This window comes from Paenibacillus sp. HGH0039 (assembly GCF_000411255.1).
GTDB lineage: Bacteria > Bacillota > Bacilli > Paenibacillales > NBRC-103111 > Paenibacillus_F.
Map to the genome: position 1 here is coordinate 1,671,237 of NZ_KE150413.1, position 25,720 is coordinate 1,696,956.

Genomic DNA, 25,720 nt, shown 5'->3' on the forward strand with positions numbered 1-25,720 from the left:
GGATTTTTATATTATAATAAATTCAGCACGTTGTATTCAATAGAAAGGTTGGAGGCCCTATGGAGATCGATTATGCGGAAGTGATTTCGACGGAAAACGAACTGAATCTTGCCGTCGGCGTCCATTTCGAAGACGAACCGGATTCTTACTACGTCGTGGATATTCTGGCTTCGCCGGAAGGATGCATCCGCAGCCTGGAGCTGCTGTTTAACGGTTTTTCGTGCAAATATACCTTCAAGCCGGACGAGAAGGAGCAGCTTGTCCGTTACTTAAACGCTCATAACCCGCTTGCTCTGCCCTGGGTGATCCCGGATGAAGAAGCCGGTGTAAAATAATAAACGGAACCGTCCTCCGTATGCGGGAACGAGTTCCGTTTATGTTTGTGCGCGACTCTTCTTTTTTTCTCCTGCAGTGTCGGTGTGGATTTGGTGGCGGGCTGAACGCCGTCCCACGATTTCCGTTTGATTGCGGGATCGAGTTTTCCTTCGCGGATTTGTTTGTCCCGCAGCTTGCGTGCTCGGCTGATCGCCATGTCGGATGGGCCTCCTTTTAAGTCTTCACAGATTTTGAATACTCTATCTAGTATACTCCTTAAGGCGCCGGATTGACAATGAATAGTACGGGCAGCGAAGATGTGAGCCCTAACAACCCGCACCAAGCGAGCAAGGCGGGACGGCCGGGCCTGAAGTTAACGGGATGCTTACTGTCCTGCAAAGACCGCGAACATTGAAGGAGGTGCCGGGAAGCGTGAAAATCAGAATAGACCTTTCCGTAGGCGGCGAGTACATAAAAGAAGCTTTTCTTCAGATAGAGGATCGTAAAGTGGATCATTTAACGGAGGAGGAACTGTTGCAAGCCGTTGAGATCAATATCCGCAGCTGGGCGGACCGGGAAATCGGAATCTCCTGGGAAATCGTGGAGTTTCCCGTGCGGCCCGAAGACGAAGAAGAAGGCTAAAGCGCAACGGCCGATTTTGAGGCTGTCAGGTTGCGGGAGTGCGGAACGGTGCCGACGCCGCCTTATTTGCTTTTCGTATTGGCGCAAGGCGCTTGGGGCACTCTACAGAAGACCAAACGGAAATCTGCCAGTGGGGTGACTACAATGAGTTCTGCAACACATGCGGGCGGCGGGGCGATGGACGCCAAGATCGACGCCTATAAAACCGGAATTTCACAGCTGCAGGAACAGCTTCCGTCGGTAGCGGACGCTTATCATCAGTTTACGGGCGAATGCTTCAAAGACGGTGCGCTTCCCGCGAAAACCAAGCAGCTGATCGCACTGGGCATGGGGCTTTTTGCCAACAATGAGGTCTGCACGTTCTACCATGTCCAGGAAGCGCTGAGCAAAGGGGCGAACGCCGAGGAAATCAGAGAAACGGTAGCGGTCGCGGCCGCAATCGGCGGAGGACATGCCATGTCCCAGGGAGTCACACGGGTGGAGCAGGCTCTTCAAGGTGTCGTTCATTAACGATGGATGATTTTTTCCGCGGCATAAAAAAACAGCTCCCTGCTGAAAGGATGACCTTTCGGGCGGCGGGGCTGTTTGTCTGTTCGTAGGTTGCACAGGTGCTTGACCTCACGGCCGGAGCGGATGAATCACTGCCAGGCGGATAACCTCTGTATCATGCGATGCCAAATCGGGTGGATAACCTCCGTCATGCGTCATACAATGTCCAAACCGAGCGACGGAAGCTCGGGAATTCTTTTTACCGGCCTGGACGAACTGAAATTACCGTCTGCGCTTCGCTTTAAACCGCGGTGCGACGTAATTGCGCTTGCGGTCCCGGAAAAAGGTCCAGCCGCCGATAAAGGCGACGCCGAGACCGAATAGAATGAAACCGAGGACGAATTTGCCCCAATGCATATAGCCTTCCGCCTCGAATTGATGGAAAAACGCGTCTTTCATGGACAGAAAACCGTAGGTCGCCATAACGCCGGGAATAACGAGAAGCATGATCGCGACAAAACGGCTTAATTTATCTTTCATAATGCGGCTCCTTTTCAAATCAGAGAAGAGAATAAGTGAGGGCTTAGCGCCTTTATTCCCATGATACCGTGTCCGGATGGTTCTGTCTATTTTGGACGCCTACTATATTTTAAGGGCGTACAGGGGTTACAATGAACGGGACGGGGATCGGCCGTACGGGGGCACGCGCTTGCCCGGCAGCCGACTTTTACGGAAGGTCCTTGTACGTTGTACAATGAGGACGAATCAACCCTGCCATACATAACAGGTTCATACACATAAAATCATAAAAGACCCAAGGTTCGTTAAAGAACAGGAGGAACATAAAAATGAGTGGACAAGCGTACGATATCGTAATTTTGGGAGGCGGAACGGGCGGTTACGTCGCCGCTATCCGTGCGGCCCAGCTCGGCAAGAAAGTGGCGTTGGTGGAGAAAGACAAACTGGGGGGAACCTGTCTGCACCGCGGCTGTATCCCGAGCAAAGCGCTTTTGAGAAGTGCGGAGGTTCTGGCGACAACCAGGCAAGCGGAAGAGTTCGGCGTCATTGCGCCTGACGTTTCCCTGGACTTCACCCGTGTGCAGTCACGTAAAGACGGCATCGTGGCTCAGATTCACAAGGGCGTGCAGTATCTCATGAAAAAAAATAAAATCGACGTCTTTAACGGAATCGGCCGCATTATGGCTCCGTCGATTTTCTCTTCGAGAAGCGGAACACTTTCCGTCGAAATGCCGGATGGCAGTTTCGAGACGCTGGTTCCGGAACACCTCATCCTCGCCACGGGATCGCGTCCGCGCGTCCTGCCCGGTCTGGAGCCGGACGGCGAACACATCCTGACGAGCGACGAGGCTCTGGCGCTTGAAGCGCTGCCGGATTCCCTGATCATTGTCGGCGGAGGTGTAATCGGCGTGGAGTGGGCGTCGATGATGAACGATTTCGGCGTGGACGTAACCGTTGTGGAAGCGGGCCCGCGCCTCGTGCCGACAGAGGACGAGGAAATCTCCCGCGAGCTGGACCGGCTGCTCCGCAAGCGCGGCGTGAAGGTGCTCGCGAACGCAAGCGTGCTCGCGGACACGCTCCGCAAGGACGCTTCCGGCGTCACGGTCGCCGCCGAGCAGAAGGGCGAGCGCGTGGAGCTCGCCGCCGCCAAGATCCTCGTATCGGTGGGAAGAGCTCCGAACGTGGAACAGTTCGGGCTGGAGAACACCGATGTGAAGCTAGAGCGCGGCTTCATCCGCGTGAACGGGCACATGCAGACGAATATCCCCCACATCTATGCCATCGGCGATGTGATCGGCGGTCTGCAATTGGCCCACGCGGCCAGCCACGAAGGCGTCGTCGCGGTCGAGCATATCTGCGGCTTGAAGCCGCACACACACGAGGCGCACCGCATCCCGAGATGCGTCTACACGCGGCCGGAAATCGCGTCCGTGGGCTGGACGGAAGCGGAAGCCAAGGAGAAAGGCTTCAAGATCAAGACCGGCAAGTTCGGCTTCAAGCCGCTCGGCAAAGCCATCGTGTACGGGGAGAACGACGGCTTTGTCAAAGTCGTGATCGACGCGGACAAGAACGATCTGCTCGGCGTTCACATGATCGGACCTCACGTCACGGATTATATCGCCGAAGCCGCACTGGCGCAGCTTCTGGAAGCTTCCCCGTGGGAAATCGGCAGCACGATTCATCCGCATCCGACGCTTTCGGAGGCGTTCGCGGAAGCGGTTCTCGCCGCCGAAGGCCGGGCCATCCACATTTAACCAAGGGTCGAAACCGGCTGTCTGTGCCAAATGTCCGTTGAATTGGACAAGAATACCGTTTATAATAAGCATATAGTGTCTAGTATTAAGACCAGGTAACAAAAAGGAGGCGCAGCCCCAATGTCCATCGGTCAATACGTTAAGCATCAGCAATTAGGACTTTCCGATGAAAGAGTCATTCAAATGTATACATCCATGCTGCTCGCGCGCAAATTCGACGAGCGGTCCCTGCTTCTGCAGCGTTCCGGCAAAATTGCCTTTCACGTATCGGGCGTAGGACAGGAAGCGGCTCAGGCCGGAGCGGCATACGCTCTTGACGCCGAGAAAGATTATTTCCTGCCGTACTACCGCGATTACGCGTTTGTTCTTTCGGTGGGCATGACCATGAAGGAACTGATGCTTTCGGTATTTGCGAAAGCGGAAGATCCCAACAGCGGCGGCCGCCAGATGCCGGGCCACTTCGGACACCGCAAGCACCGGATCGTGACGGGCTCCAGCCCGGTTACGACGCAGGTGCCGCATGCGGTCGGGATAGCCCTGGCCGCCAAGATGAAGGGCGACGAGCTTGTCTCCTTCGTGACCTTCGGAGAAGGTTCCAGCAACCAGGGAGACTTCCACGAAGGCTGCAACTTCGCCGGCGTGCACAAGCTGCCGGTCATTCTCATGTGCGAGAATAACCGGTATGCGATTTCGGTTCCGTACCACAAGCAGGTTGCGGGCAATATCGCCGACCGGGCGATCGGCTACGGCTTCCCCGGTGTGAAGGTGGACGGCAACGATCCGCTGGAAGTGTACCGCGTGGTAAAGGAAGCCCGCGAGCGTGCTCTGCGGGGCGAAGGCCCGACGCTGATCGAGGCGGATTTGTACCGGGTTCCTCCGCACTCCACGTCGGATAACGATCTCTTGTACCGCACGAAGGAAGAAGTGGAAGAGAACCGCGCCAAAGACGGACTGCCGAAATTCCGTCAATATCTGATCGACTGCGGCATTTGGAGCGAAGAGAAGGACCAGGAGCTGCAGGCTGAGATTCAGAAGGAAATCAATGAAGCGACAGCCTACGCGGACACGGCTCCTTATCCGACAGGCGAAGATACGCTGAAGCACGTATACGCCCAGGCGTAAGTGCAAGAGCAGAGGGAGGCAGCAACGTGGCAGTAATCACCTATTTGGAAGCAATCCGTTCGGCGATGCAGGACGAAATGCAGCGTGACGAAAATGTATTTGTTTTGGGAGAAGACGTCGGCAAAGGCGGCGTGCTCAACGCGACGAAAGGTCTGCGTGACCTGTACGGCGAAAGCCGCGTTCTTGATACGCCGCTGGCCGAATCGGCTATCGTCGGAACGGCGATCGGAGCCGCGATGTACGGGATGAAACCGATCGCGGAAATCCAGTTCGCGGACTTTATTTTTCCGGCGACGAATCAGATTATCAGTGAAGCGGCCAAAATCCGCTACCGTTCCAATAACGACTGGAGCTGTCCGATCGTCATCCGCGCCCCTTACGGAGCGGCGGGAGGCGGAGCGATTTATCACTCGCAGTGCCCGGAATCGGTATTCTTCGGAACGCCCGGCCTCAAAATGGTCGCGCCGTCGAATCCTTACGACGCCAAAGGGCTGCTTCTGGCGGCTATCCGGGACCCGGACCCGGTACTTTATTTTGAGCATAAGAAATGCTACCTCTCGCTTTCGGCGGAAGTGCCGGAGGGCGATTATATCGTACCGATCGGCAAAGCCGAAGTGAAGCGCGAAGGCACGGATTTGACCGTGATCGCGTACGGAATTGCGGTGCACTACGCCCTTCAGGCGGCGGAAGAGCTGGCGAAGGAAGGCATCAGCGCCCACGTGCTCGATCTGCGCACGATCCAGCCGCTTGACGTCGAGGCGATTCTGGAAGCGGCGGCCAAAACGGGCAAGGTTCTGATTGCCCATGAGGATAACAAAACAGGCGGGATCGGAGCCGAAGTTGCGGCTATCGTGGCCGAAGAGCTGCTGTACGACCTCGATGCGCCGATCCGCCGGTTATGCGGCCCGGATGTTCCGGCCGTCGGAATGAACCCGCCGATGGAGAAGTTTTTCCTGCTTAACACGGACAAATTAGCGGACGCGATGAGAGAACTCGCGCAGTTTTAATGGGGGAACGCGATATGAGCGAATCAAAATTCCGGCTGGCCGAAGTGCCGGTGCCTCATCTGGCGGAAAGTCTCGTTTCCGCTACGGTCGGTACCTGGCTGAAGCAGCCCGGTGACTATATCCAGCAGTACGACGTGCTTTGCGAGCTGTACACGGACAAAGTCAACGTCGAAATGCCCAGCCCGATCGAAGGCAGGCTGGTCAAAATCCTCGTCGGCAGCGGCGAGACCGCGGCCGTAGGAGACCCGATCTGCCTCCTGGAAGTGCCGGAGACGGCGGAAACGGCTTCCGCGGGCGCAAGCGGCGGCCCTGCATCGCAGGGAGACTCCGCGGCGGCAATCGCGGAAGACAGCGCCGACCAGAGCATGCGCGGCAGGTACTCGCCCGCCGTGCAGCGTCTTGCCGCGGAGAACGCCGTGGATCTCGGCCGCGTCAAGGGCACGGGTTTCGGCGGGCGCATCACGCGCAAGGACGTCGAAACCTACATAGCGCAGGGCGGGGCACAGGCGGCTCCCAGCGGCGGCAGCCAGGCTGCACGGCAGACGCATGCGGCTCCCGCGGCGCAGCAAGCGCCATCCGCGCCGGCGCATCAACCGTCTGCGGAAGCGCCGGTTGTTAATCCTTACAGACCCGAACCGCAAATTCCGGTGCGCAGCAGCGGCATTCACCTATCGCAGAATCCGCCGACGCCGCTCGAATTCGACAAGAATTCCGATTCGCGCGGGGAAACGTTCATCGATGTGACGCCGATCCGCAACACGATCGCGAGCCGCATGCGCCAGAGCGTATCGGAAATTCCGCACGCCTGGACGATGATCGAAGTGGACGTAACGAATCTCGTGACCCTGCGGAGCAAGGTCAAAGAAGAATTCATGCGCCGCGAAGGGATCAATCTTACCTATCTTCCGTTTCTTCTGAAAGCTGTGGTCAACGCCATCAAAGACTACCCGATCATGAACTCGGTCTGGGCGGTCGATAAAATCATCATCAAGCGGGATATCAACCTCGCGCTTGCGGTCGGTACGGAAGAATCCGTTCTGACGCCCGTGATCAAGAAAGCGGATCAGATGAATATCGCGGGACTTGCCCTTGAAGCGGACACCCTAACGAAAAAGGCCCGCACCGGCAAGCTGTCGTTAAACGACCTGCAGGGGGGCACTTTTACCGTGAACAACACGGGTTCCTTCGGTTCCATCCTTTCGCAGCCGATTATCAACTATCCGCAGGCGGCCATCCTGACCTTCGAATCCATCGTGAAAAGGCCGGTCGTGATCCAGGATATGATCGCGGTCCGTTCGATGGTGAATATCTGCCTGTCGCTGGACCACCGGATTCTGGACGGGGTTATCTGCGGACGCTTTTTACAGCGCGTGAAGGAAAATATGGAAGCCTACAATCTTGAAACCAAGCTGTATTGAGGCGTATTATGAGGTTGTCAGGAAGCTGAGGGAGACCATCAAGGTCGATGCGACCATGCTGAAGAGCATGATGTACACGACGATTTTGAACAGACGGTTGCGTTTCATACCAATCACTCCTATTCGGACAAACTTTTCGCTGACTCTATTGTAAACCATCGCAACAACGGAGGGAACCCATGATCCAGCAGGAACGGTTAATAAAAGAATTTATCGAGCTTGTACAGGTCGACAGCGTGACGCAATACGAGCAGGAGATCAGTGTCGTCCTGCAGACGAAATTCAAGGAACTCGGTCTTTCCATCCAAACGGATGACGCGGCCGAGAAAACCGGCCACGGCGCCGGCAACCTGATTTGTATGCTGGAAGCGAGCGGCGCGCCGGAATCCACTCCGTGCATTTTCTTTACCAGCCATATGGATACGGTGGCTCCGGGCAACGGAATCAAGCCGCAAATCGGTGAAGACGGAATTATCCGCAGCGACGGAACCACGATTCTGGGAAGCGACGACAAAGCCGGTATCGCGGCGATGTTCGAAGCTATCCGGGTGCTGAAGGAGCAGAATATCGCTCACGGTCCGATCCAGTTCGTGATCACGGTAGGAGAAGAATCCGGGCTGAAAGGCGCACGCGCGATGGACCCGTCCGTCATGAAGGCCGAGTTCGGCTATGCGCTGGACTCTAACGGCGAAATCGGCGAGATCGCCGTTGCGGCTCCGGCCCGCGCCGAAATCAAGATCGTCATGTACGGCAAATCCGCTCACGCGGGTGTGAACCCGGAAGACGGCATTTCGGCCATTCAGGTGGCAAGCAAAGCGGTATCCCGCATGAAGCTGGGCCGTTTGGATTCGGAGACGACGGCTAACATCGGCAGTTTCTCCGGCCTCGGTCCCCTTAATGTGGTCTGCGACCGCGTGCTTCTCGAAGCGGAAGCGCGCAGCATCGTCCAAAGCAAGCTGGAGGCCCAGCTCGCCGCGATGGAGCAGGCGTGCAAAGACACGGCGGCCGATTTCGGCACGACGTGCGATTTCGAAGCGGATATCGTGTATCCCGCTTTCATGCACGACGAAACATCGCCGGTTGTGAAGCTGGCCATGAAAGCCCTGGAAGGCATGGGCTGCAAAACCAGCACGTTCCACTCCGGCGGAGGAAGCGACGCGAATATTTTCAACGGCATGGGAATTCCTACGGTGAACCTGGCGGTAGGTTACAAGGAAATTCACACCACCAACGAACATATCGCCGTATCCGATCTCGTGAAAACAGCCGAAGCGGTCGTAGCTATCGTCCGCGAAGTAACGGAACAAGCGAAATAAACAGTCCGAACCAAAAAACCTCCATCCCGAAAGGCCTAACGGCCATCCGGATGGAGGTTTTGTTTTTGGGTTTCCGTTCTTCCAGTTGTATCATCAAAGACGTACGGCTTCGGAGGAGAAGTACGTCTTTGTTTCGGTTTCACAAAGTTTCCCGCTTTCTACAGAAGATGTTAGGGGCGGGGATCTTTTTTTTGCCGGCGGTTTCCCCATACTACGGATATTGCACATCTTGCAGAATCGGGGGTGAAACGGGACGGATGAAACGAGAACGCAGAAGAAAACGGTTCTGGCTCTGGGCTGCGCTGCCGCTTGCCCTGCTGCTCGCGGTCGGCGGTTATTACGCGTGGAACGCTTATCACAGCTGGAATCTGGTGTACAAAGAACGGACCGAAACGGGAGTTCCGCAAACGAATCCGGTGAATCCCGCACCGGTCCGTGAAACCCTTGCCAAACAGACGTATGTGTTTCTTATGCTGGGAATAGACTCCGGGAACGTGGAACAGGGGCGTTCGGACACGAACATGCTGGCCGTCGCCGATTCTTCAAGCCAGAAAATAACGCTGCTTTCGATCCCGCGGGATACCCGGATCCGCATTCAGGGACACGGCAAAGAGAAGCTGGCCCACGCTTACGCTTACGGAGGAGCGGATCTGGCGGTGAAAACCGTTGAAGCGTTTTTCGGCATCCCGGTAGATTACTATGTGGCTTTTAATTTTAACGGCGTCAAAGAATTCGTGGATACGCTCGGAGGATTGTCGATTGACGTGGAAAAAAATATGGACTTCGACGACCGGATTACCCATCGTCATGTGTATCTTAAGAAAGGCAGGCAGACGCTGAACGGTCAGCAGACGCTTAATTATGCCCGGTACCGGGGAGATGCGGACGGAGATTTCGGCCGAATGCGCCGCCAGCAGCAGGTTGTGCGCGAGCTGCTTACCCAGACGGTTCAATACCGCAACGTGGCTAAGATCAATAACCTTCTTAAAATTATGGGAGGCAATGTCCGCATGGACATACCGGCCCGAACCGTTTTCCAGTTTGCGAGCACATTTTCCGCTCTTACCGGAAACGATGTGGTCACGATGCCGCTTGACGCTGCTACGGCGATGATCGGGGGAGTATCGTATATGAATATAACGGAAAGCGAGCGCAGCCGGGTTGCGGCCGAATTACAGAGGCTCATCCGTAAACAGCCGGAACCTACCGCGGGGCCTTTACAATCGTACGGGATTCACGATTCGATTGAGCCTGGGGTCGGAAGCCGGTTCGGAAGGCCTTAACCGTTTTAGGCTTGCAGGGAGAGGTCAGCGCCGGTTCATCCTGATTTTTGTTCCAAGAAAACGACGAGAGGCAAATCGCGTCCGCCTTTCTGAACGGCGAGCTGAAGATATTGTTTAATTTCCCATGCCTTTCCGACGAGACACAGGCTTTCGGAAGCTGTATAATTTTTCATGATTCATTCCTCATTTCCGCACTTAGTTTAGGTTAAAACCTATGCGAGTAAGGGACGAGTTATGTCAGCTGTTAAAATAAGGCACAAAACCCTGTATTCATTCTTTCCCCGTTTTGCCATAATTCAACACAGGGTAAAGCCGTTTTTTTTCAGCCATTTGATATAATAGGGGAGAAAATAAGCGTTTCCGGGATTTACCCGGGGGAGGAGCGGGACATGTCAGCTGATCAAAACAATCGGAAATTTGAGGAAGTTACGATAAAAACCGAACCCATCTTCAAGGGGAAAATCATTACGTTGCAGGTGGATCATGTCCGCCTGCCGAACGGGGAAACGGCCACGCGCGAGATCGTGAAGCATCCCGGTGCGGTGGCCGTTCTGGCATTAACGGACGACGACCGGATGATCGTGGTGGAGCAGTACCGCAAGGCGCTGGAAAAAAGCCAGGTGGAAATTCCGGCCGGCAAGCTCGATCCCGGCGAAGAGCCGATCCGGGCGGCGATCCGCGAACTGGAGGAAGAAACCGGCTACAGTTCGGAGTCGGTCCGTCCGGTCTGCTCCTTTTATACGTCTCCGGGCTTTGCCGATGAAATCCTTCATCTGTTCGTAGCCGAGAACCTGGTCCGCGGGGAAGCGCGGCCGGACGAGGACGAATTTCTGGAGTGCGAAGCGATCACCCTCCAGGAGGCGAAAGAGCTGATTGCGCGCGGGAGCATCAGCGATGCCAAAACCATCACGGCCGTATACGCCTGGCAAGCGTACAAGCTGACGGGCTCGTTCTGATGCTGCGGACGTACTACGCGGATCTTCACATTCATATCGGCCGGACGGAGAAGGGAGCCGCAGTCAAGATCAGCGGCGCCCGGAACTTGACGTTCTACAACATTGCCCGTGAGGCGTCCGACCGCAAAGGAATCGAGATCGTCGGCATCATCGACTGCCATTCGCCGGCGGTGCAGGAAGAGATCGAGCACTATCTCGCTGCCGGCGAAATGAAAGAGCTGGCCGGCGGGGGCATCCGGTATCACCAGACCACGGTTCTGCTGGGGAGCGAAATCGAGGTGCGCGATCCGGGTATGGGACCCGTGCATCTGCTTGTTTTTCTCCCGAAGCTGGCTCAGATGAAAGAGTTCACGGAGTGGATGCGCCCGCGGATGAAAAATGTGGAGCTGAGCTCCCAGCGCATGTATGTCACGGCCAGGGAGCTTCAGGCCGAAGTGCTCCGGCGGGGAGGCATACTCATTCCCGCGCACATTTTTACGCCGCACAAAAGCATCTACGGCAGCGGGTCGACCCGCATGGAGCATATGCTGGATCTGGACGGGCTGGCGGGCGTCGAGCTCGGGCTCAGCTCCGATTCCGAAATGGCGGGCTATTTGCCGGAGCTGGACCGCTACACGTACGTCACGAATTCGGATGCCCATTCGCTCGGGAAAATCGGCCGCGAGTACAACGAGCTGCGGCTGGCGGAGCCTACGTTCGCGGAGCTGGTGCTCGCTCTCCGCAGAGAAGGAGGCCGCGCGGTTACCGCGAACTACGGTCTGAATCCGCGGCTCGGCAAATATCACCGCACCTACTGTCTGAGCTGCGAAAGCATCCTGGACGAGAGCGAGGCGGCCGTTGGAAGGTGCCTGTACTGCGGCAGTCCCAAAGTAGTCCGCGGCGTTATGGACCGCATCATGGAGCTTGCAGACCGCGAGGAGCCGCATGTGCCGGATTACCGGCCGCCCTATTACTACCAGGTACCGCTGGAATTCATTCCGGGACTGGGCAAAAGAAAGCTGGACCAGCTGCTCGCCAGATTCGGCACCGAAATGAACATCCTGCACCGGGCAACGCGAAGCGAGCTGGCCGAGACGGTGGGAGACGACATTGCCGGGATGATCCTGGACGCCCGTACGGGCGTACTCGATCTCCAGGTGGGCGGCGGAGGCACTTACGGTAAAGTCAAAGCGCCGGCGAAAGCGAAGCCGGCTGACAAGGGAACGAACGGGACCCGCGCAAACGGATGAACACAAACACGGGCCCGTAACAGAAACGATCTAATTCCCGCAAAGGGAGAGGGGAATCTGAACATGAAGAAAAAGTGGGGCCTGCTTACGGCCACCCTTTTGTGCGCCAGCATGCTGGCCGCCGCATGCGGAAGCGGCGGAGCCAAGCAGGATGCGCACGGAGACGGCGCGGCGCATCAAGCCGCCAACGGGGACTTGCAGGAGAAGACGGCTTCGTCCGCCGTCCTGCCGAAATTTCTGAACAAGCAGCGCGAAGAAATCCGCCTTGTTTACGAGCTGGCCGGCAAAAACGCGGACTTGCTGCAGTCCATGCCGTGCTACTGCGGCTGCGGCGAAAGCGCCGGCCACAAGAGCAACCAGAACTGCTTCATCCACGAAACGAATGCGGACGGTTCCGTCGTCTGGGACGATCACGGGACGCGCTGCGGCATCTGCATGGAGATCGCGGTAAAGGCCGTCTCGCTTAAGAAGGACGGCAAAACGCCGCTGGAAATCCGCAAGCAGATCGACGAGACCTATAAAGGCACCGCGGGCAAGCCGACCGATACGCCTCTGCCGGAGGCGTAGGATAGGCAGCATCCCGACGCCTGAAAGCCGCTTCTGCCGGATGACCGCCGGTTGCGAATCGCCGAAGCAAAAGCCCTCAAGCCAAGAGGGCTTTTTTGCTTTTTTTGCATTGCCGTACGGCTTGGTCTATCCCGGTTATCCGCCGCATATACTGCCTATAGTGAACAAGCGGACAAGGAGGACTTATCATGCCGGCTATGCAGACCTTGAAGCAGTATTTCAAAGAACAGTTTACGCTCTTTCTATTCGTCTCGGTCCTCTTCGTCGTGGGTGTCGTGTTCGGCGCAGTCATGGTCAATGCGCTGTCTCTCGAACAGAAGCAGGAGCTGGGGCGCTATCTCAGTTCGTTCTACCGGACGATAGAGGACGGGGCCCAGGTGGACGGGAAGCAGTCGATGCTGGCGGCGTTCTCGCTTCATATGAAATGGATTCTGCTCATCTGGACGCTCGGGCTGTCCGTTATCGGATTGCCGCTTATTCTCGTGCTGGATTTTCTAAAAGGCGTCCTGATCGGCTTCAGCGTAGGCTTTATGGTCGGGCAGCTTTCCTGGAAAGGCATCGCTTTCGCTCTTGTTTCCATCGCGCCCCCGAATCTGATTGTCGTTCCCGCCATTCTGATCTGCAGCGTCGTTTCCATCAGCTTCTCTCTGTTCATTATCAAAAACAGGCTCGTCCGTCGGAGCGGAACGATCTATCACCCGTTCATGCGTTACTCCGGCGTTACGCTCGCGATGGGCGTCTGCATGCTTGGGGCGGCGCTTTTGGAAGCATTCGTGTCTCCGACGATGATGAAATGGGTTACGCCGATGCTGGCGGCTCTTACTAACTAGAATCATTCTAAATAGTCGTTTGACTTTCGTGACTCCCTCCCTCTATAATGAAAAAAGGGAAACTATCGCGCCGTTTAGACGCGTTGTAAGAGGGGGAGGAGTATGGAAGCACGTATTGAGAAGATCAAGCAGCAGCTGCAATCCCAAGGTTACAAGCTGACTCCCCAGCGGGAAGCGACAGTTCGAGTGCTGCTCGAGAATGAAGAAGATCACCTTAGCGCCGAGGACGTATTTATGCTCGTCAAGGATAAAGCTCCTGAAATCGGACTTGCTACCGTGTACCGGACGCTCGAATTGCTTAGCGATATGCATGTGCTTGAGAAAATGAATTTTGGAGATGGCGTAGCCCGTTACGATCTTCGCAGCGACAGCACTCATCACCATCATCATCATTTGATCTGCGTGCAGTGCGGCGCAGTGGACGAAATTATGGAAGATTGGCTGGGACCGCTGGAAGAACGGCTCGCCCGTGAATATAATTTTAAAGTGCTGGATCACCGCCTCGATTTTCAAGGTATCTGCCACAGATGTCTGGAGAAGGGCGCCGATCAGCCGAAAAATAAAGACGCTAACCCGAAGCATCACCATCACCATGCAAGCGCAAAACCTTCTACGCTCGTTTAAACAGACGCGGAAGGTTTTTGTCTGCTTGATGCGTCCGCAAGCCCCTGGAAGCCCGCTGCCGGTTCAGCGGGCTTTTTGGCGCGTCTGCAGCCGCTCGCAGCCCTTCGCACGAAGATGAAAATCGGGCGCGTTCTGTCGTTTCTTCGGGCGGTTCACCGGGTAAGGAGGCAGTGGAACATACCCAACACCAACATGCCGCCGCCTAGCAGGTGTCGGCTTTCAGAGGAGGACGGTCCATGGAGCAGACCAATACCGTACATACAGGGGAATACGGCCTGGCCGGGAAAACGGCGCTTATCACGGGAGCAAGCTCGGGGATAGGCAAAGCGGCGGCGCTGAGACTCGCCAAGCTGGGAGTCAAGGTCTGCCTGGTGGATATCCGCAAAGAGTATGCCGAGGATGTCCAGGAAATTATTATGCGCAAGGGCGGAGAAGCGATTGTCGCCGAAGCGGATATTTCCGACCCGGAACAGGTCAAAGAGGCATACGTGAAGCTGCAGGAAACATGGGGACGGCTTGATATCGTGCTGGCCAATGCGGGCATTAACGGTAAAATAGCGCCGATCGAAGACCTGGAACCGGAGGAATGGGATGCTACCCTGCAGACCAACCTGAAAGGGACGTTCCTGACCGTAAAATACGCGGTGCCGCTGCTCAAAGAAAACGGGGGCAGCATCGTGATCACCAGTTCCATCAACGGAACCAGGATTTTTAAAAACTTCGGGTTTACGGCCTACAGCTCTTCCAAAGCGGGGCAGGCAGCCTTCGCCAAAATGGCTGCGCTTGAGCTGGCCCGCTATAAAATCCGCGTCAACGTCATCTGTCCGGGTTCGGTCGACACGAACATTGAGGACAGTACGGAACGTACGCCGGAGCTGGAGGAAATCCGGATACCGGTGGAATATCCGGAAACGAGCATGCCGCTGGCGGACCGTCCCGGAACGGCGGATCAGGTGGCGGACCTGCTGGTCTTCCTGAGTTCCGACCTTTCCAGCCACGTTACGGGGACGGAAGTTTACATCGACGGCGCGGAATCGCTTCTTTAACGGTCAGGGAGGGCCCTCTGAGGGGCGCTCCCTCTTTTTATAGCCGAAACATTACACAGGCGCGGCGGAGCCGCATATCCTGCGTTCCCCTATCATACGCTTGTTATAAAGGGGGACGGGTTGTATGATCGTATCCGTACATAAATGGCTGGAGAGGACCAAATTCCTCGTTTTGTTCGTTACGCTGACTTATGTCCTGTACCGGGCGTTTGCCCTGTTTTCGGTCTGGGTCGAACCGGTTGATAAGTACCGCCATCCCAGCGGCACGTCGGTAAAAGTGTTCCAGCAGCACGCGATTCAGACGGAAGGCAGCGAGAGTATGGCCGCGAGGCTCCGTTTGTTTTATTGGTACGGGGAATAAAGAGGAATTATCGGTTTTGTGACGAATGGTATATAGACTTAAACCGGCTAGCTTAGAAATGCCATGAAGGAGCAAGGAAACTTGAGAGAAGATCTGGAAGTATTCATGGACTATCTGGAACATGAGAAAGGCTTGTCCCGGAATACGCTCGAATCGTATGCTCGGGATCTGCAGCAGTATATAGAATTTCTGGAGCAGCAGAACATCCGGTCGCTGGGCGAGACGAGCAAGGTGCATGTGGTCAGCTACATCTCCCGTCTCAAGCAGCTCGGGAGGGCTACGGCGACCCAGTCCCGGACGCTTGTTTCGATCCGTTCCTTGTACGGTTATATGATCCGCTGCGGCAGGATGGATTTCGACCCTACGCGCGATATCGAGAATCCGAAGCAGGAGAAGAAACTGCCCCAGGTGCTGACCATGGACGAAATGGAACGCCTGCTCGCGGCGCCGCAGTCGGACACGAGCAACGGCATCCGGGACAAGGCCATGCTGGAGGTGCTGTATGCGACCGGCATCCGCGTATCGGAGCTGATCAGCCTGGATGTCGGCGACGTCAACACGAGCCTCGGATTTGTCCGCTGCGTCGGAAGCGGGGCCAAAGAGCGGATTATTCCGCTCGGAAGCATGGCCGCCAAAGTGGTCGACGAGTATGTGTCGGCCTCACGGCCGCAGCTGATGAAGGCGCACAAGCCGGAAACGGCCTTGTTCGTGAATCACCTCGGTACGCGCATGACACGCCAGGGCTTCTGGAAAATGCTTAAGCGTTACGCCGCGGACGCCGAAGTGGACAAGGACATTACGCCGCACACCTTGAGGCACTCCTTCGCCACGCATCTCCTGGAGAACGGGGCGGATCTGCGCTCGGTGCAGGAAATGTTGGGCCATGCCGACCTTTCCACTACCCAGGTGTATACGCATGTGACGAAGTCGAAGATGAAGGAAGTTTATGACCGGACGCATCCGAGGGCGAAAATGACGTGAACGGTGACCCGGCCCCTTAAGGGGCTTTTCCTTTTGGGCGGAATATAAAAATCCTTTAATGCGTCAATGCGGCATTGGGTATTTTTGCATCCCGGAGGCAATAATGAGATAATGTCCATGCTGTTTTTGCCTTACATAAAAAATTACCAGGCTTTAACCCGCATTTGACAACCGGAGGGGGTTGTCCAAATGAACAACCTTATTCAAGGAATTCAAATAATCGGACACAATAAGAGAGGAAGTGTTCTTACATGAGCACAGAAAAACAACGCGTCAATGAAGCGGCGGCCTATATCGAGCAGAAGCTCGGCTTCCGTCCGACCATCGGTCTCATCCTCGGCTCCGGACTCGGCGTCCTGGCCGATCTTATCGAAGAAGCGGTCGTTATCGACTACAGCGATATCCCGCACTTCCCGGTTTCGACCGTGGAAGGTCATGCGAGCGAGCTTGTGGCCGGTACCATAAAAGGCAGACAAGTCGTCATGATGAAAGGCCGCTTCCATCAATATGAAGGCTACGGCGCGGAAACGGTCGCATTTCCGGTACGCGTCATGAAAGACCTGGGCGTTCAGACGCTCATCGTAACCAACGCGGCGGGCGGCGTGAACACGTCTTACGAAGTCGGCGATCTGATGGTGATCCAGGATCATATCAACTTCATGTTCCGCAATCCGCTCATCGGTCCTAACGACGACGAGCTCGGAGTTCGCTTCCCGGATATGTCGGAAGCTTACAGCAGAAGGCTTGGCAAGCTTGCGCACAGCGTTGCCGAGAAACAGAGTTTCTCGCTGCGCGAAGGGGTTTACCTCGGGCTTCTCGGCCCCACTTACGAAACGCCGGCCGAAATCCGCATGATCCGTACACTCGGGGCGGACGCCGTCGGCATGTCGACCGTGCCGGAAGTGATCGTTGCCCGTCATGCCGGCATCGAGGTGCTCGGTTTCTCCTGCATCTCGAACATGGCCGCGGGCATCCTGGACCAGCCGCTATCCCACCAGGAAGTGATGGAGACGACGGAGCGGGTCAAGCCGAAGTTTCTTCAGCTGGTTCTCGGTATTATCGAGGAATTGTAGGCTTTACGCAACCGGCGTTGCCTCGGGCCGCTGACGGTCCGAAACGGCCTGCGGATCAAAATATCACGGAATTGTCACAAATTATTCGAAGTTTGCCTCAGGAAAGGATTAGGCAATTTCCGTTATTTTAGGTACAATAATTAGGTAATTACGCGATGGGGGGATCTTCATGTACAAGTGGATCATGTTTGTACTATTTATCGGCGCGAGTGCTATGGGAGTGGGTTTCCTCTTTCAAGATATCAATGCCCGACAAGCGGAAAGAGCCGCGGAAGAAACAGCCGGCGCTTCTCTCAAAATTGCAGCATCCAACTGGAAATTCGATCAAGCGGAGTACAAAATTCCGAAAGGCCAGACCAAGGTTTCTCTCATCCTGAAAGAAGGCGTGCACGCCATCGACATTACGGGTGAAGGCGTTGACGTCAAACTGGACGGAACGAACAAGTCCCAGGAAGTGAACTTCGAGAAGCCGGGCAAATACGAAATTAAGTGTATCCTGCCTTGCGGCGAAGGCCACAACGATATGAAGTCGGTTCTGGTGGTCGAATAAGCGGTAGTTCGGTTTTAAAAAGGGGGCCCTGGAGGGCTCCTTTTTATTTGTCCAAGCGGAGGAAAGTTTTGCAAAAATCTAGTAAACCCGGTTAGCAAATAACAGAGATCAATAGTATAATAGTTAAATTAAGCTGTTTGTTACGAACTGCAAAAGGTCAGGTTATTCAGGCCTCTACGAAGTCGCGTGCCCGTCAGGAAGCATGCGGCCTTTTTCAGCCGCGCCCTTTTTGGTTCATTAAAGGTAAGTATCCGTAACTAGGGGGAGTAAGAGTGTTGCGAGCACGGCGTTTCAGTATCCGGTGGAAAATTATGTCCGGTTATCTGCTTATCTTGGTCTGCCTGGCGGCCTCGATTTTTGCCGTAAACGGACGGATTGTATCTTTGCAGAAAGAGATCGACTTTGTCACGGAACACGATATTCAGGTACATGATTTGACGTCGGAGGTTGAGAAGCAGCTTCTCGACATGGAGACGGGGCAGCGGGGGTACGTCATTACCGGGGATGACCGTTATCTGGAACCTTACGAGAAAGCACAGGCAAACTGGTTGACGGATTACGATACGCTTCACGGTCTTGTTGCCGACAATCCTTCCCAGCAGAAACGGCTGGAGGAACTGCGGTCCGTTATCGAGAAATGGATCGCGGAAGCGGGACAGCCTGTCATTGCGTGGAAAAAAGCCGGGAATACTCCGCAAATCCAGCAATATTTTCAAGAGGACCCCGGTAAAAAATATATGGACCGGATCCGGGTCATGATTGACACCTTCCGCAGTACGGAAACCAAATTGACCCTAGACCGGGTGGCTAATCTGGACGAGCGGAACAAGGATATGCGCAGCGCCCTGTACCTCATGATGCTCGGGGTGGCCATTGTAGCCGTCGCGACTGCGATCCTGATCTCCCGGTCGATTCAGGGGACGATCAGCAAGGTCATTCGCGCCATCAACCATCTGGCTTCGTCGGACGGGGATCTATCCGAACGGATCGAGGTCAAGTCACGGGATGAAATACGCGACCTCGGGGATGCGACGAACCGTCTGCTCGACAATGTGCAGCGGGAAACCGAGGAGAAAACGCAGGTGGCCGAGTTGACGACCGCCCTGCAAGGCTTTACGGACACGGGGGCTTTGTCCGACATGTTCGTACGCAAAGCGGCGGAACTGTTCAACGCCCCGTACGGCGTGGTTTACATGCTTCAAACCGTAGATGGGGAGTACGGCCTTCACCGGATGGCGGCATACGCGTCCGATGGCGAAAACGAGGAGCGCTCCCGCATGTTTAAACCGGGCGAAGGTCTCGTCGGACAGTGCGCGGAGGAAAACCGGATGCTGGCTGTCGATCACCTGCCGGAAAACTACGTGACGGTGCGTTCCGGCCTCGGAGAAGCGGCGCCGCGGCATATTCTGATTGCCCCGGCTTCTTTCAAAGGTTCGGTTACGGCTGTGGTGGAATTTGCCTCCTTCGAACCGTTTACGGCTTCACAGCGCCAAGTATTGAGAGAGCTTCTCACTTCGTTCGGCATCATACTCAACAGTGTGGGAAGCCGCATGGAAGTGGAGCGCCTTCTTCAGGAATCCAGAGTCATGGCGGAGGAACTTCAAGTCCAGTCCGAAGAGCTGCGCACCCAGACGGAAGAAATGCAGGTCACGAACGAAGAACTCGAAGCCCAGTACCGGGTATCGGAACAAAAAACGCTGGAGCTTGAGCAGGCGTCGCTGGAACTTCAAGCCAAAGCGGAGCAGGTCCAGTTGGCTTCCCAGTACAAATCGGAATTTCTGGCAAATATGTCCCACGAGCTGCGGACTCCGCTGAACAGTATGCTGCTGCTGTCGCAGTTCCTCTCCGAAAATCAGAACAATACGCTGAGCGAAGAGGAACTCGATTACGTGGAGCTGATTCATAAAGCGGGCAATGATTTGCTCGCGCTCATCAACGACGTTCTCGACCTGTCCAAAGTCGAAGCGGGCAAGCTGGAAGTGAATTACGAACCGTTCAATTTAACGGAGCTGCCCGACAAAATGGAACATCTTTTCGGCAAAATGTTGAAAGACAAAGACGTTGCGTTCAAACGTACCATGGAGCCCGGACTGCCGGAGATCATCCAGACCGACGGACAGCGGCTGGAGCAAATCGTCAAGAATCTGCTGTCGAATGCGGTTAAATTTACACATTACGGTGAGGTAACGCTGTCGCTGCGGCGGGCGAAAGAGGAGGAGGAGAATCACCTGCTGCCCGGCCTCGACTGGACGACGGCACTGGCGATATCCGTCCGGGATACGGGGATCGGCATCCCGAAGGACAAGCAGGAGCATGTCTTCGAGGCGTTCAGACAGGCGGACGGAGCGACAAGCCGGCAGTATGGAGGCACGGGACTCGGGCTGTCCATTTCCCGCGATCTGGCCGGTCTGCTGAACGGCTGCATCCATCTGGCGAGCGAGGAAGGAGCGGGTAGCACCTTCACGCTGTATATCTGCTGCCTGGACCGGGCGGATACGGCGGGTATGGAGGCGGCATCCGCGCTCGAAGCGGAGGCGTCTGCCCTGCCGGCGCCCGCGAAGCCGAAGCCGAAGCGCGAGGCAGCCGGCCGAACCGGAACGATTATCGCCGGCAAAACCGTGCTTATCGTGGATGACGATCCCCGCAACGTCACGGCGCTCAGTGTAGCTCTGGAAAGCAGAGGGATGCGCGTGCTGACGGCAGGCGACGGGATCGAATGCCTGGCGCTGATGGACCATACGCCGGATATCGACGTCGTGCTGATGGACATCATGATGCCGGGGATGGACGGGTATGAGGCGATGACCCGCATTCGGGAACGCGCGGAGTGGGCGGATCTTCCGCTTATTGCCGTCACGGCCAAAGCGATGAAGAACGACCGCGATAAATGTATCGAAGCCGGTGCTTCCGACTATATCTCCAAGCCGGTAGATTTGAATCAGCTGATCTCTCTGCTGAATGTATGGTTGAACGAAAACTGAAAATTCGTTACGGATGAAGAGCGCGGCTGAGGAGCCCGCTCTTTTTTTGTTGAAGTCTTTTGTTCGGATAGGGAATCCCTGGAATATTTTTGCCCGGTTCCGTCAAGACTGCTTAATGAAATTTCCGGTTTACATGCTAGCCACCCAGTTTGTGAATCGTATGTCTAATTGTTGAGCAGGAGGGGTAGAAGACGATGTGGAAGAAAATGAGCTGTGCGGTTCTGGCGCTGAGTCTGCTGCTGTCCGCAGCCGGACCGGCCGTATGGGCCAAGGAGGAGAAGCCTCAGCAGGTGGATCTCGCTCCCAATGCGCAATCGGCAGTTCTAATGGATGCGGACTCGGGCGAAATTATTGTGAACAAAAACATGGATACCAAGCTTCCGCCGGCCAGTATCACGAAAATTATGACCATGCTTCTCATCATGGAAGCCGTAGACAGCGGAAAAATCAAGATGACGGATAAGGTAAGCACCAGTGAATATGCGGCGTCGATGGGCGGCTCGCAGATTTTCCTGGAGCCCGGCGAAGAGATGAGCGTTGAAGAAATGCTCAAGGGTATCGCGATGGCTTCGGGGAACGATGCGTCCGTAGCGATGGCCGAGAAGCTGGCGGGCTCGGAGGAAAACTTCGTCGCGATGATGAATGAGCGCGCCAAGCAGCTCGGAATGAACAACACCCATTTCTCCAACTGCAACGGACTGCCGACGGAAAATCATTATACTTCCGCGCACGATATCGCGATTATGTCGCGGGAACTTCTCAAACATACCGGTATCACGAAGTTTACCGGCAACTACCAGGACCATCTGCGGAAAGATTCCGCGAAACCGTTCTGGCTCGTCAATACAAACAAGCTCGTCCGTTTCTATTCGGGAGCCGACGGCTTGAAGACCGGCTATACGAGCGAAGCGAAGTTCTGCTTGTCGGCAACCGCCGTCCGTGACGGGTTTCGCGTGATTGCCGTCGTGCTCGGAGAACCGAACACGAAAACCCGCAATGCCGAAGTGACGAAGCTGTTCGACTACGCGTTTGCCCAGTACAGCAATTTCCCGATCTTCAAAGCGGGAGACGCCCTGGGGGAGCTTAAGATCAGCAAGGGCGATGTCGCTTCGGTACCTCTGACCGCAACGCGTTCTTACAGCATTCTGATGAAAAAGGGCGAAGGCAAAGAGGGAATCCGCCACGAGCTCCAGCTCAGTCAAGATCTGAAGCCGCCGATCGCCAAAGGGCAGCCTATCGGCAAAATCGTGGTGTATAAGAACAACGAAGTGCTGACCGAGTACCCGATCGAGTCTCCCGCCGATGTCAAAAAAGCCGGCTGGTGGACGCTTATGAAGCGTTCGGCCCGCAGCCTGTTCGGCGGAGAATAAAGTCGCATTTTCCCGCTTCCGAAGAGCTTTTGGCGCTTTTCTTCTAGTTTTGTCAGCAGGCAGGAAATGCCAAAGGGATTGTAGAACTTGTGAGTCATGTGGGAAGGAGTGACATGGCACATGAGTTTGCAAATCGAATTTGAGCACAGAAGTAAAGCACTGGTCGTTCGTCTGAAAGGGGAACTGGATCACCATACGGCCGATGTGGTCAAAACCCGCATGGAAGATGCCATTTTCCGGCAGGATACCAAGCACCTCATTTTGAGTCTGAAGGATCTTTCCTTCATGGACAGCTCGGGTCTGGGTGTCATTCTCGGGCGCTACAAGCAGATTACGGGCAAGGGCGGCCGTATGGTGGTTTGCGATATCTCTCCGGAAGTTTACCGCTTGTTCGAATTGTCGGGCATGTTCAAGATCGTAACGATTGAAGACAACGAGAGATCCGCGATCTCCAGTCTGGAGGTCGCGTTATGAGCGAATCGAATTTCATGAAGCTCCAATTTGCCAGCAAGTCCGAGAACGAGGCTTTCGCGCGTGTCGCCGTCGCTTCGTTCATCTCCCAGCTCGATCCGACCATGAACGAATTGACGGATATCAAGACCGTCATTTCGGAGGCGGTAACGAACTGCATTATCCACGGCTATGACAATAAACCCGACGGAGTCGTAACGATCGTGACGGAAATTGTGGACGATGAGGTCTATATCACGGTGGAAGACAACGGAGCGGGAATCGAAGATCTGGAAGAAGCCAAGCAGCCGCTGTATACGTCCAAGCCGGAGCTGGAAAGGTCCGGAATGGGATTTACCATTATGGAAAACTTTATGGATGAGGTCGACGTGGTTACCGAAGTCGGTACCGGCACCCGCATCCGGATGAAGAAAAGAATTGAATCCAAAAAAGCTTTGGTAAACTAGGGGTTTGATACGATGGATGTCGATTTGAAAGGTTCCTCGCACAGTTTCCTGGATGACAGTGAAGTCAAGCGTTTGATCGCACTCAGCCAATCGGGAGATTCGCTCGCCCGGGAACGGCTGGTTAACTCCAACATCCGGCTCGTCTGGTCCGTCGTTCAGCGTTTTCTGAACCGCGGCTACGAAGCCGAGGATTTGTTTCAAATCGGCTGCATCGGACTGCTCAAATCGGTGGACAAGTTCGACTTGTCCTACGATGTGAAGTTTTCGACCTATGCGGTTCCGATGATTATCGGGGAGATCCAGCGGTTTCTCCGTGATGACGGAACGCTGAAAGTCAGCCGATCGCTTAAAGAACTGGCCAGCAAAATCCGCAAGACCAAGGACGAGCTCTCCAAAGGCATGAACCGCCTTCCGACGATCAAGGAGGTCGCGGATGCGCTGGGGATTACGCCGGAGGAAGTTGTCTTCGCCCAGGAGGCGAGCAAGCCGCTCTCCTCGATCCATGAAACGGTTTTTGAGAACGATGGGGATCCCATCACGCTGATGGACCAGATCGCCGACGAAACCCAGGATAAATGGTTCGAGAAGCTGGCTCTTAACGAAGCCATCGGCGCTCTTAACGAACGGGAGCGGCTGATCGTGTATCTCCGGTATTTCCGGGATCAGACGCAGTCGGAGGTCGCCAGCAGGCTCGGCATTTCACAGGTCCAGGTATCCAGGCTGGAGAAAAAAATCTTGCAATCCATAAAAGACCAGATCGCTCAATAGCGTTCTGGTCTTTTCTCTTTTTGCCGAGCGGACGAGAAAAAAATCCACGATTCGTCCGCCCGCCGGGAGCTGAAACGTTTCGTGGACCCGTCCCCGATTTCCCTCAGGAGCAGGGCCGGAGGAAATGCCTGGTTAACGTACGGTCGCATCGTCCCGGAAGAAGAACGAAAGGCTGTAGATGCCCGCCAATCCGACCAGTGTATAAATGATCCGGCTGAAGGCGGAAGAGGTGCGGTGCACTTCACCGCCGAAAATCGCGGATACCAGATCCCACTCGAAGATACCTACGAGGAGCCAATTCAGCGCGCCTACGATAATCAGGGTAAGAGCAATTCGAGACATGGGCGTTCACCACCTGTTTGAAAGTTGGAAAAGCTTGTTCGTTCCTAATGTTCCTCGGCGGGAATTTTTTATGCATGGCGGGATTTAAGCGGAGGATGCGCCGCGTGCAAAGTTTGGGAACCTTTCCTTGGATGATTCTGCCGAATGCGCCGCATACTACTGGCAAAAGGATGTTTTGGGGGGATGAGGGTTGAATCAAACCGCAGACGCCTGTCTCTATATCCGCTTGCGCCGCAGAATACGAGTACCCGCACGGGAACCGGTCACCTTGGGGAGGGTCGCCCAGATGATTGTCGAGCCCGCGTATGAAAGCACGCTTCGGGGGCTTGTGCTGGTCCAACCGAAAGTCAAGGACGGCAATCGTATTCTGATCGATATGCTCAGCATCGTGGCGGCTGTCAAAAACGTGCACCCTAATCTGCAAATTGAACATTTCGGCGAGCCGCATACGCTCGTGGAGATCGATTCCGATACTCGTAAACCTAATCTATTGTTTCTCACGGCGGTTTGGGTTCTGCTTTTTATCGGGTCGGGCCTTACGATTATGAATTTTCATGCGGACGTGAGCATGCTGGAGGTGCATCAGCGGGTGTATGAGCTTGTAACCGGCAAAAAGACCGAGCATCCGCTGTTTCTGCAAATTCCGTATTCGCTTGGTATCGGAATCGGCATGGCGGTTTTTTTTAATCACTTTTTTAAGAAAAAATTCAACGAAGAGCCGAGCCCGCTCGAAGTCGAGATGTTTACTTATCAGGAAAATATCGACCGCTATACGATAGCCGAAGAATATCAGTCTTTAAACCGCGAGAAGCGAGAGTCTTCCCCATGATCACGCTGCTGGGCTGGTCTGCTGCGGTCGTGATAGGACTTGCCGGGGGGATCGCGGTCGGCAGCGGGATGGTGGCTTTCCTGCTAGTGCTGGATATCATACCGCGGCTGCTTCAGGTAAGCCGGGCTCAACACCGCATCCGCAGTTGCGAGATCGCGGTCATTGCCGGTTCGCTGGTTTTTACCTTGATGGATTTCTTTAACTGGAAGCTGTCCGCTCCTGTCTGGTGGACCGGTGTTTTCGGGTTGTTTGCGGGAGCGTTTATAGGTATGCTGTCCGCGGCCCTGACGGAAATCATCAATGTCCTGCCGGTTCTCGCCAAACGGGTGGGCATGACGTCCTATATGGTGTGGCTGCTCACGGCCATGATCGCAGGCAAGGTTCTGGGCTCCTTGTTCGAATGGTTTATTTATTGAGGCTGAGGAGGAGTA

31 protein-coding genes are annotated in these 25,720 nt (G+C 55.3%); 26 read left to right on the plus strand and 5 right to left on the minus strand.

The features are described 5' to 3' along the window. Positions 1-59 precede the first annotated feature (59 nt). Positions 60-335 (plus strand): hypothetical protein, encoded by a 276-nt coding sequence (locus HMPREF1207_RS21975; RefSeq protein WP_009674893.1) that lies wholly within the window; start codon positions 60-62, stop codon positions 333-335. Here the strand turns inward: HMPREF1207_RS21975 and HMPREF1207_RS21980 are convergent. After that, positions 278-532 carry a hypothetical protein gene (locus HMPREF1207_RS21980; RefSeq protein WP_016423985.1) on the minus strand — a complete coding sequence of 85 codons (255 nt, stop codon included), beginning with the start codon at positions 530-532 and terminating at the stop codon, positions 278-280. The genes HMPREF1207_RS21975 and HMPREF1207_RS21980 overlap by 58 nt on opposite strands. A gap of 215 nt (positions 533-747) precedes the next feature. Here HMPREF1207_RS21980 and HMPREF1207_RS21985 point away from each other — a divergent pair, with 215 nt between their 5' ends. After that, a complete protein-coding gene (locus tag HMPREF1207_RS21985) occupies positions 748-957 on the plus strand; it encodes a hypothetical protein (RefSeq protein WP_009674872.1) in 210 nt (69 codons plus the stop codon). 144 nt (positions 958-1,101) lie between these two features. After that, positions 1,102-1,467 (plus strand): carboxymuconolactone decarboxylase family protein, encoded by a 366-nt coding sequence (locus HMPREF1207_RS21990; protein ID WP_009674883.1) that lies wholly within the window; start codon positions 1,102-1,104, stop codon positions 1,465-1,467. Between the two features lie 261 nt (positions 1,468-1,728). Here the strand turns inward: HMPREF1207_RS21990 and HMPREF1207_RS21995 are convergent, their stop codons facing one another. Then, positions 1,729-1,986: a DUF2627 domain-containing protein gene (locus HMPREF1207_RS21995; RefSeq protein ID WP_009674884.1), complete on the minus strand. Its 258-nt coding sequence runs from the start codon at positions 1,984-1,986 to the stop codon at positions 1,729-1,731. 308 nt (positions 1,987-2,294) lie between these two features. Here HMPREF1207_RS21995 and lpdA point away from each other — a divergent pair, with 308 nt between their 5' ends. From lpdA to HMPREF1207_RS22015, 4 genes are all read left to right on the plus strand, one after another. Beyond that, complete coding sequence (gene lpdA / locus HMPREF1207_RS22000; RefSeq protein ID WP_009674903.1) at positions 2,295-3,719, plus strand: dihydrolipoyl dehydrogenase; 1,425 nt, start codon at positions 2,295-2,297, stop codon at positions 3,717-3,719. Positions 3,720-3,839: 120 nt separating this feature from the next. Continuing rightward, positions 3,840-4,841 carry a thiamine pyrophosphate-dependent dehydrogenase E1 component subunit alpha gene (locus HMPREF1207_RS22005; RefSeq protein ID WP_009674907.1) on the plus strand — a complete coding sequence of 334 codons (1,002 nt, stop codon included), beginning with the start codon at positions 3,840-3,842 and terminating at the stop codon, positions 4,839-4,841. 26 nt (positions 4,842-4,867) lie between these two features. Continuing rightward, complete coding sequence (locus HMPREF1207_RS22010) at positions 4,868-5,848, plus strand: alpha-ketoacid dehydrogenase subunit beta (RefSeq protein WP_016423987.1); 981 nt, start codon at positions 4,868-4,870, stop codon at positions 5,846-5,848. Positions 5,849-5,862: 14 nt separating this feature from the next. After that, positions 5,863-7,266 (plus strand): dihydrolipoamide acetyltransferase family protein, encoded by a 1,404-nt coding sequence (locus HMPREF1207_RS22015; protein WP_016423988.1) that lies wholly within the window; start codon positions 5,863-5,865, stop codon positions 7,264-7,266. Positions 7,267-7,272: 6 nt separating this feature from the next. Here HMPREF1207_RS22015 and prli42 read toward each other — a convergent pair whose 3' ends face one another. After that, the gene (gene prli42, locus HMPREF1207_RS29395; protein WP_016423989.1) at positions 7,273-7,374 is read right to left on the minus strand and encodes a stressosome-associated protein Prli42; all 102 of its coding nucleotides are present in this window, start codon (positions 7,372-7,374) and stop codon (positions 7,273-7,275) included. Between the two features lie 71 nt (positions 7,375-7,445). Between prli42 and HMPREF1207_RS22020 the strand changes: the two genes are divergently transcribed. Beyond that, on the plus strand, positions 7,446-8,582 hold the full coding sequence (locus HMPREF1207_RS22020; RefSeq protein WP_009674394.1) for a M20/M25/M40 family metallo-hydrolase: 1,137 nt from the start codon (positions 7,446-7,448) through the stop codon (positions 8,580-8,582). Positions 8,583-8,839: 257 nt separating this feature from the next. Continuing rightward, positions 8,840-9,865, plus strand: coding sequence for an LCP family protein (locus tag HMPREF1207_RS22025; RefSeq protein ID WP_009674393.1), 1,026 nt, complete (start codon positions 8,840-8,842; stop codon positions 9,863-9,865). A gap of 35 nt (positions 9,866-9,900) precedes the next feature. Here the strand turns inward: HMPREF1207_RS22025 and mciZ are convergent, their stop codons facing one another. Next, positions 9,901-10,038 carry a Z-ring formation inhibitor MciZ gene (gene mciZ, locus HMPREF1207_RS28915; RefSeq protein ID WP_009674388.1) on the minus strand — a complete coding sequence of 46 codons (138 nt, stop codon included), beginning with the start codon at positions 10,036-10,038 and terminating at the stop codon, positions 9,901-9,903. Positions 10,039-10,254: 216 nt separating this feature from the next. Between mciZ and HMPREF1207_RS22030 the strand changes: the two genes are divergently transcribed. From HMPREF1207_RS22030 to sigF, 15 genes are all read left to right on the plus strand, one after another. Then, a complete protein-coding gene (locus HMPREF1207_RS22030; protein ID WP_009674422.1) occupies positions 10,255-10,821 on the plus strand; it encodes an NUDIX hydrolase in 567 nt (188 codons plus the stop codon). Further along, complete coding sequence (locus tag HMPREF1207_RS22035) at positions 10,821-12,050, plus strand: endonuclease Q family protein (protein ID WP_009674429.1); 1,230 nt, start codon at positions 10,821-10,823, stop codon at positions 12,048-12,050. Before HMPREF1207_RS22030 ends, HMPREF1207_RS22035 begins: the two co-directional genes overlap by 1 nt. 63 nt (positions 12,051-12,113) lie before the next feature. After that, a complete protein-coding gene (locus HMPREF1207_RS22040) occupies positions 12,114-12,617 on the plus strand; it encodes a PCYCGC motif-containing (lipo)protein (protein ID WP_009674442.1) in 504 nt (167 codons plus the stop codon). A 188-nt stretch (positions 12,618-12,805) separates the two neighbouring features. Continuing rightward, positions 12,806-13,447: a stage II sporulation protein M gene (gene spoIIM / locus HMPREF1207_RS22045; protein WP_009674435.1), complete on the plus strand. Its 642-nt coding sequence runs from the start codon at positions 12,806-12,808 to the stop codon at positions 13,445-13,447. Between the two features lie 102 nt (positions 13,448-13,549). Continuing rightward, positions 13,550-14,071 (plus strand): ferric iron uptake transcriptional regulator, encoded by a 522-nt coding sequence (gene fur / locus HMPREF1207_RS22050; protein WP_009674384.1) that lies wholly within the window; start codon positions 13,550-13,552, stop codon positions 14,069-14,071. A 236-nt stretch (positions 14,072-14,307) separates the two neighbouring features. Next, the gene (locus HMPREF1207_RS22055) at positions 14,308-15,117 is read left to right on the plus strand and encodes an SDR family oxidoreductase (RefSeq protein WP_009674385.1); all 810 of its coding nucleotides are present in this window, start codon (positions 14,308-14,310) and stop codon (positions 15,115-15,117) included. Positions 15,118-15,241: 124 nt separating this feature from the next. Then, a complete protein-coding gene (locus HMPREF1207_RS22060; protein WP_009674445.1) occupies positions 15,242-15,478 on the plus strand; it encodes a DUF4227 family protein in 237 nt (78 codons plus the stop codon). Positions 15,479-15,559: 81 nt separating this feature from the next. Continuing rightward, complete coding sequence (gene xerD / locus HMPREF1207_RS22065) at positions 15,560-16,459, plus strand: site-specific tyrosine recombinase XerD (RefSeq protein WP_009674434.1); 900 nt, start codon at positions 15,560-15,562, stop codon at positions 16,457-16,459. Between the two features lie 251 nt (positions 16,460-16,710). Further along, positions 16,711-17,532, plus strand: coding sequence for a purine-nucleoside phosphorylase (locus tag HMPREF1207_RS22070; protein WP_009674446.1), 822 nt, complete (start codon positions 16,711-16,713; stop codon positions 17,530-17,532). Between the two features lie 169 nt (positions 17,533-17,701). Further along, positions 17,702-18,082, plus strand: coding sequence for a hypothetical protein (locus HMPREF1207_RS22075; protein ID WP_009674411.1), 381 nt, complete (start codon positions 17,702-17,704; stop codon positions 18,080-18,082). 272 nt (positions 18,083-18,354) lie between these two features. After that, positions 18,355-21,063: a CHASE3 domain-containing protein gene (locus HMPREF1207_RS22080; protein WP_231392125.1), complete on the plus strand. Its 2,709-nt coding sequence runs from the start codon at positions 18,355-18,357 to the stop codon at positions 21,061-21,063. A 194-nt stretch (positions 21,064-21,257) separates the two neighbouring features. Then, the gene (locus HMPREF1207_RS22085) at positions 21,258-22,433 is read left to right on the plus strand and encodes a D-alanyl-D-alanine carboxypeptidase family protein (RefSeq protein ID WP_009674420.1); all 1,176 of its coding nucleotides are present in this window, start codon (positions 21,258-21,260) and stop codon (positions 22,431-22,433) included. Positions 22,434-22,553: 120 nt separating this feature from the next. Continuing rightward, positions 22,554-22,907 (plus strand): anti-sigma F factor antagonist, encoded by a 354-nt coding sequence (gene spoIIAA, locus HMPREF1207_RS22090; protein WP_009674398.1) that lies wholly within the window; start codon positions 22,554-22,556, stop codon positions 22,905-22,907. Then, positions 22,904-23,350 (plus strand): anti-sigma F factor, encoded by a 447-nt coding sequence (gene spoIIAB / locus HMPREF1207_RS22095; protein ID WP_009674418.1) that lies wholly within the window; start codon positions 22,904-22,906, stop codon positions 23,348-23,350. Before spoIIAA ends, spoIIAB begins: the two co-directional genes overlap by 4 nt. A 12-nt stretch (positions 23,351-23,362) precedes the next feature. Then, the gene (gene sigF, locus HMPREF1207_RS22100; protein ID WP_009674438.1) at positions 23,363-24,118 is read left to right on the plus strand and encodes an RNA polymerase sporulation sigma factor SigF; all 756 of its coding nucleotides are present in this window, start codon (positions 23,363-23,365) and stop codon (positions 24,116-24,118) included. 132 nt (positions 24,119-24,250) lie between these two features. Here sigF and HMPREF1207_RS22105 read toward each other — a convergent pair whose 3' ends face one another. Continuing rightward, entirely contained in the window at positions 24,251-24,460 is a 210-nt protein-coding gene (locus HMPREF1207_RS22105; RefSeq protein ID WP_009674431.1) for a DUF378 domain-containing protein, read from the minus strand. 190 nt (positions 24,461-24,650) lie between these two features. On the opposite strand from HMPREF1207_RS22105, the gene HMPREF1207_RS22110 reads away from it, so the two are divergent. After that, a complete protein-coding gene (locus HMPREF1207_RS22110; RefSeq protein ID WP_170318673.1) occupies positions 24,651-25,289 on the plus strand; it encodes a stage V sporulation protein AA in 639 nt (212 codons plus the stop codon). Then, the gene (locus HMPREF1207_RS22115) at positions 25,286-25,705 is read left to right on the plus strand and encodes a stage V sporulation protein AB (RefSeq protein ID WP_009674416.1); all 420 of its coding nucleotides are present in this window, start codon (positions 25,286-25,288) and stop codon (positions 25,703-25,705) included. The genes HMPREF1207_RS22110 and HMPREF1207_RS22115 overlap by 4 nt, the downstream gene beginning before the upstream one ends. The last annotated feature ends 15 nt before the right edge of the window (positions 25,706-25,720 follow it).

Coding starts and splice junctions, on each gene's coding strand:
- spoIIAA (WP_009674398.1), top strand. CDS start 22,554: ATGAGTTTGCAAATCGAATTTGAGCACAGAAGTAAAGCACTGGTCGTT.
- HMPREF1207_RS22075 (WP_009674411.1), top strand. CDS start 17,702: ATGTACAAGTGGATCATGTTTGTACTATTTATCGGCGCGAGTGCTATG.
- HMPREF1207_RS22005 (WP_009674907.1), top strand. CDS start 3,840: ATGTCCATCGGTCAATACGTTAAGCATCAGCAATTAGGACTTTCCGAT.
- sigF (WP_009674438.1), top strand. CDS start 23,363: ATGGATGTCGATTTGAAAGGTTCCTCGCACAGTTTCCTGGATGACAGT.
- prli42 (WP_016423989.1), bottom strand. CDS start 7,374: ATGAAACGCAACCGTCTGTTCAAAATCGTCGTGTACATCATGCTCTTC.
- HMPREF1207_RS21990 (WP_009674883.1), top strand. CDS start 1,102: ATGAGTTCTGCAACACATGCGGGCGGCGGGGCGATGGACGCCAAGATC.
- HMPREF1207_RS22030 (WP_009674422.1), top strand. CDS start 10,255: ATGTCAGCTGATCAAAACAATCGGAAATTTGAGGAAGTTACGATAAAA.
- HMPREF1207_RS22115 (WP_009674416.1), top strand. CDS start 25,286: ATGATCACGCTGCTGGGCTGGTCTGCTGCGGTCGTGATAGGACTTGCC.
- spoIIM (WP_009674435.1), top strand. CDS start 12,806: ATGCCGGCTATGCAGACCTTGAAGCAGTATTTCAAAGAACAGTTTACG.
- HMPREF1207_RS22070 (WP_009674446.1), top strand. CDS start 16,711: ATGAGCACAGAAAAACAACGCGTCAATGAAGCGGCGGCCTATATCGAG.
- HMPREF1207_RS22025 (WP_009674393.1), top strand. CDS start 8,840: ATGAAACGAGAACGCAGAAGAAAACGGTTCTGGCTCTGGGCTGCGCTG.
- HMPREF1207_RS22020 (WP_009674394.1), top strand. CDS start 7,446: ATGATCCAGCAGGAACGGTTAATAAAAGAATTTATCGAGCTTGTACAG.
- HMPREF1207_RS21975 (WP_009674893.1), top strand. CDS start 60: ATGGAGATCGATTATGCGGAAGTGATTTCGACGGAAAACGAACTGAAT.
- HMPREF1207_RS22055 (WP_009674385.1), top strand. CDS start 14,308: ATGGAGCAGACCAATACCGTACATACAGGGGAATACGGCCTGGCCGGG.
- HMPREF1207_RS22105 (WP_009674431.1), bottom strand. CDS start 24,460: ATGTCTCGAATTGCTCTTACCCTGATTATCGTAGGCGCGCTGAATTGG.
- spoIIAB (WP_009674418.1), top strand. CDS start 22,904: ATGAGCGAATCGAATTTCATGAAGCTCCAATTTGCCAGCAAGTCCGAG.
- HMPREF1207_RS22085 (WP_009674420.1), top strand. CDS start 21,258: ATGTGGAAGAAAATGAGCTGTGCGGTTCTGGCGCTGAGTCTGCTGCTG.
- HMPREF1207_RS21980 (WP_016423985.1), bottom strand. CDS start 532: ATGGCGATCAGCCGAGCACGCAAGCTGCGGGACAAACAAATCCGCGAA.
- HMPREF1207_RS22040 (WP_009674442.1), top strand. CDS start 12,114: ATGAAGAAAAAGTGGGGCCTGCTTACGGCCACCCTTTTGTGCGCCAGC.
- HMPREF1207_RS21995 (WP_009674884.1), bottom strand. CDS start 1,986: ATGAAAGATAAATTAAGCCGTTTTGTCGCGATCATGCTTCTCGTTATT.
- mciZ (WP_009674388.1), bottom strand. CDS start 10,038: ATGAAAAATTATACAGCTTCCGAAAGCCTGTGTCTCGTCGGAAAGGCA.
- HMPREF1207_RS22035 (WP_009674429.1), top strand. CDS start 10,821: ATGCTGCGGACGTACTACGCGGATCTTCACATTCATATCGGCCGGACG.
- HMPREF1207_RS22060 (WP_009674445.1), top strand. CDS start 15,242: ATGATCGTATCCGTACATAAATGGCTGGAGAGGACCAAATTCCTCGTT.
- HMPREF1207_RS22015 (WP_016423988.1), top strand. CDS start 5,863: ATGAGCGAATCAAAATTCCGGCTGGCCGAAGTGCCGGTGCCTCATCTG.
- fur (WP_009674384.1), top strand. CDS start 13,550: ATGGAAGCACGTATTGAGAAGATCAAGCAGCAGCTGCAATCCCAAGGT.
- lpdA (WP_009674903.1), top strand. CDS start 2,295: ATGAGTGGACAAGCGTACGATATCGTAATTTTGGGAGGCGGAACGGGC.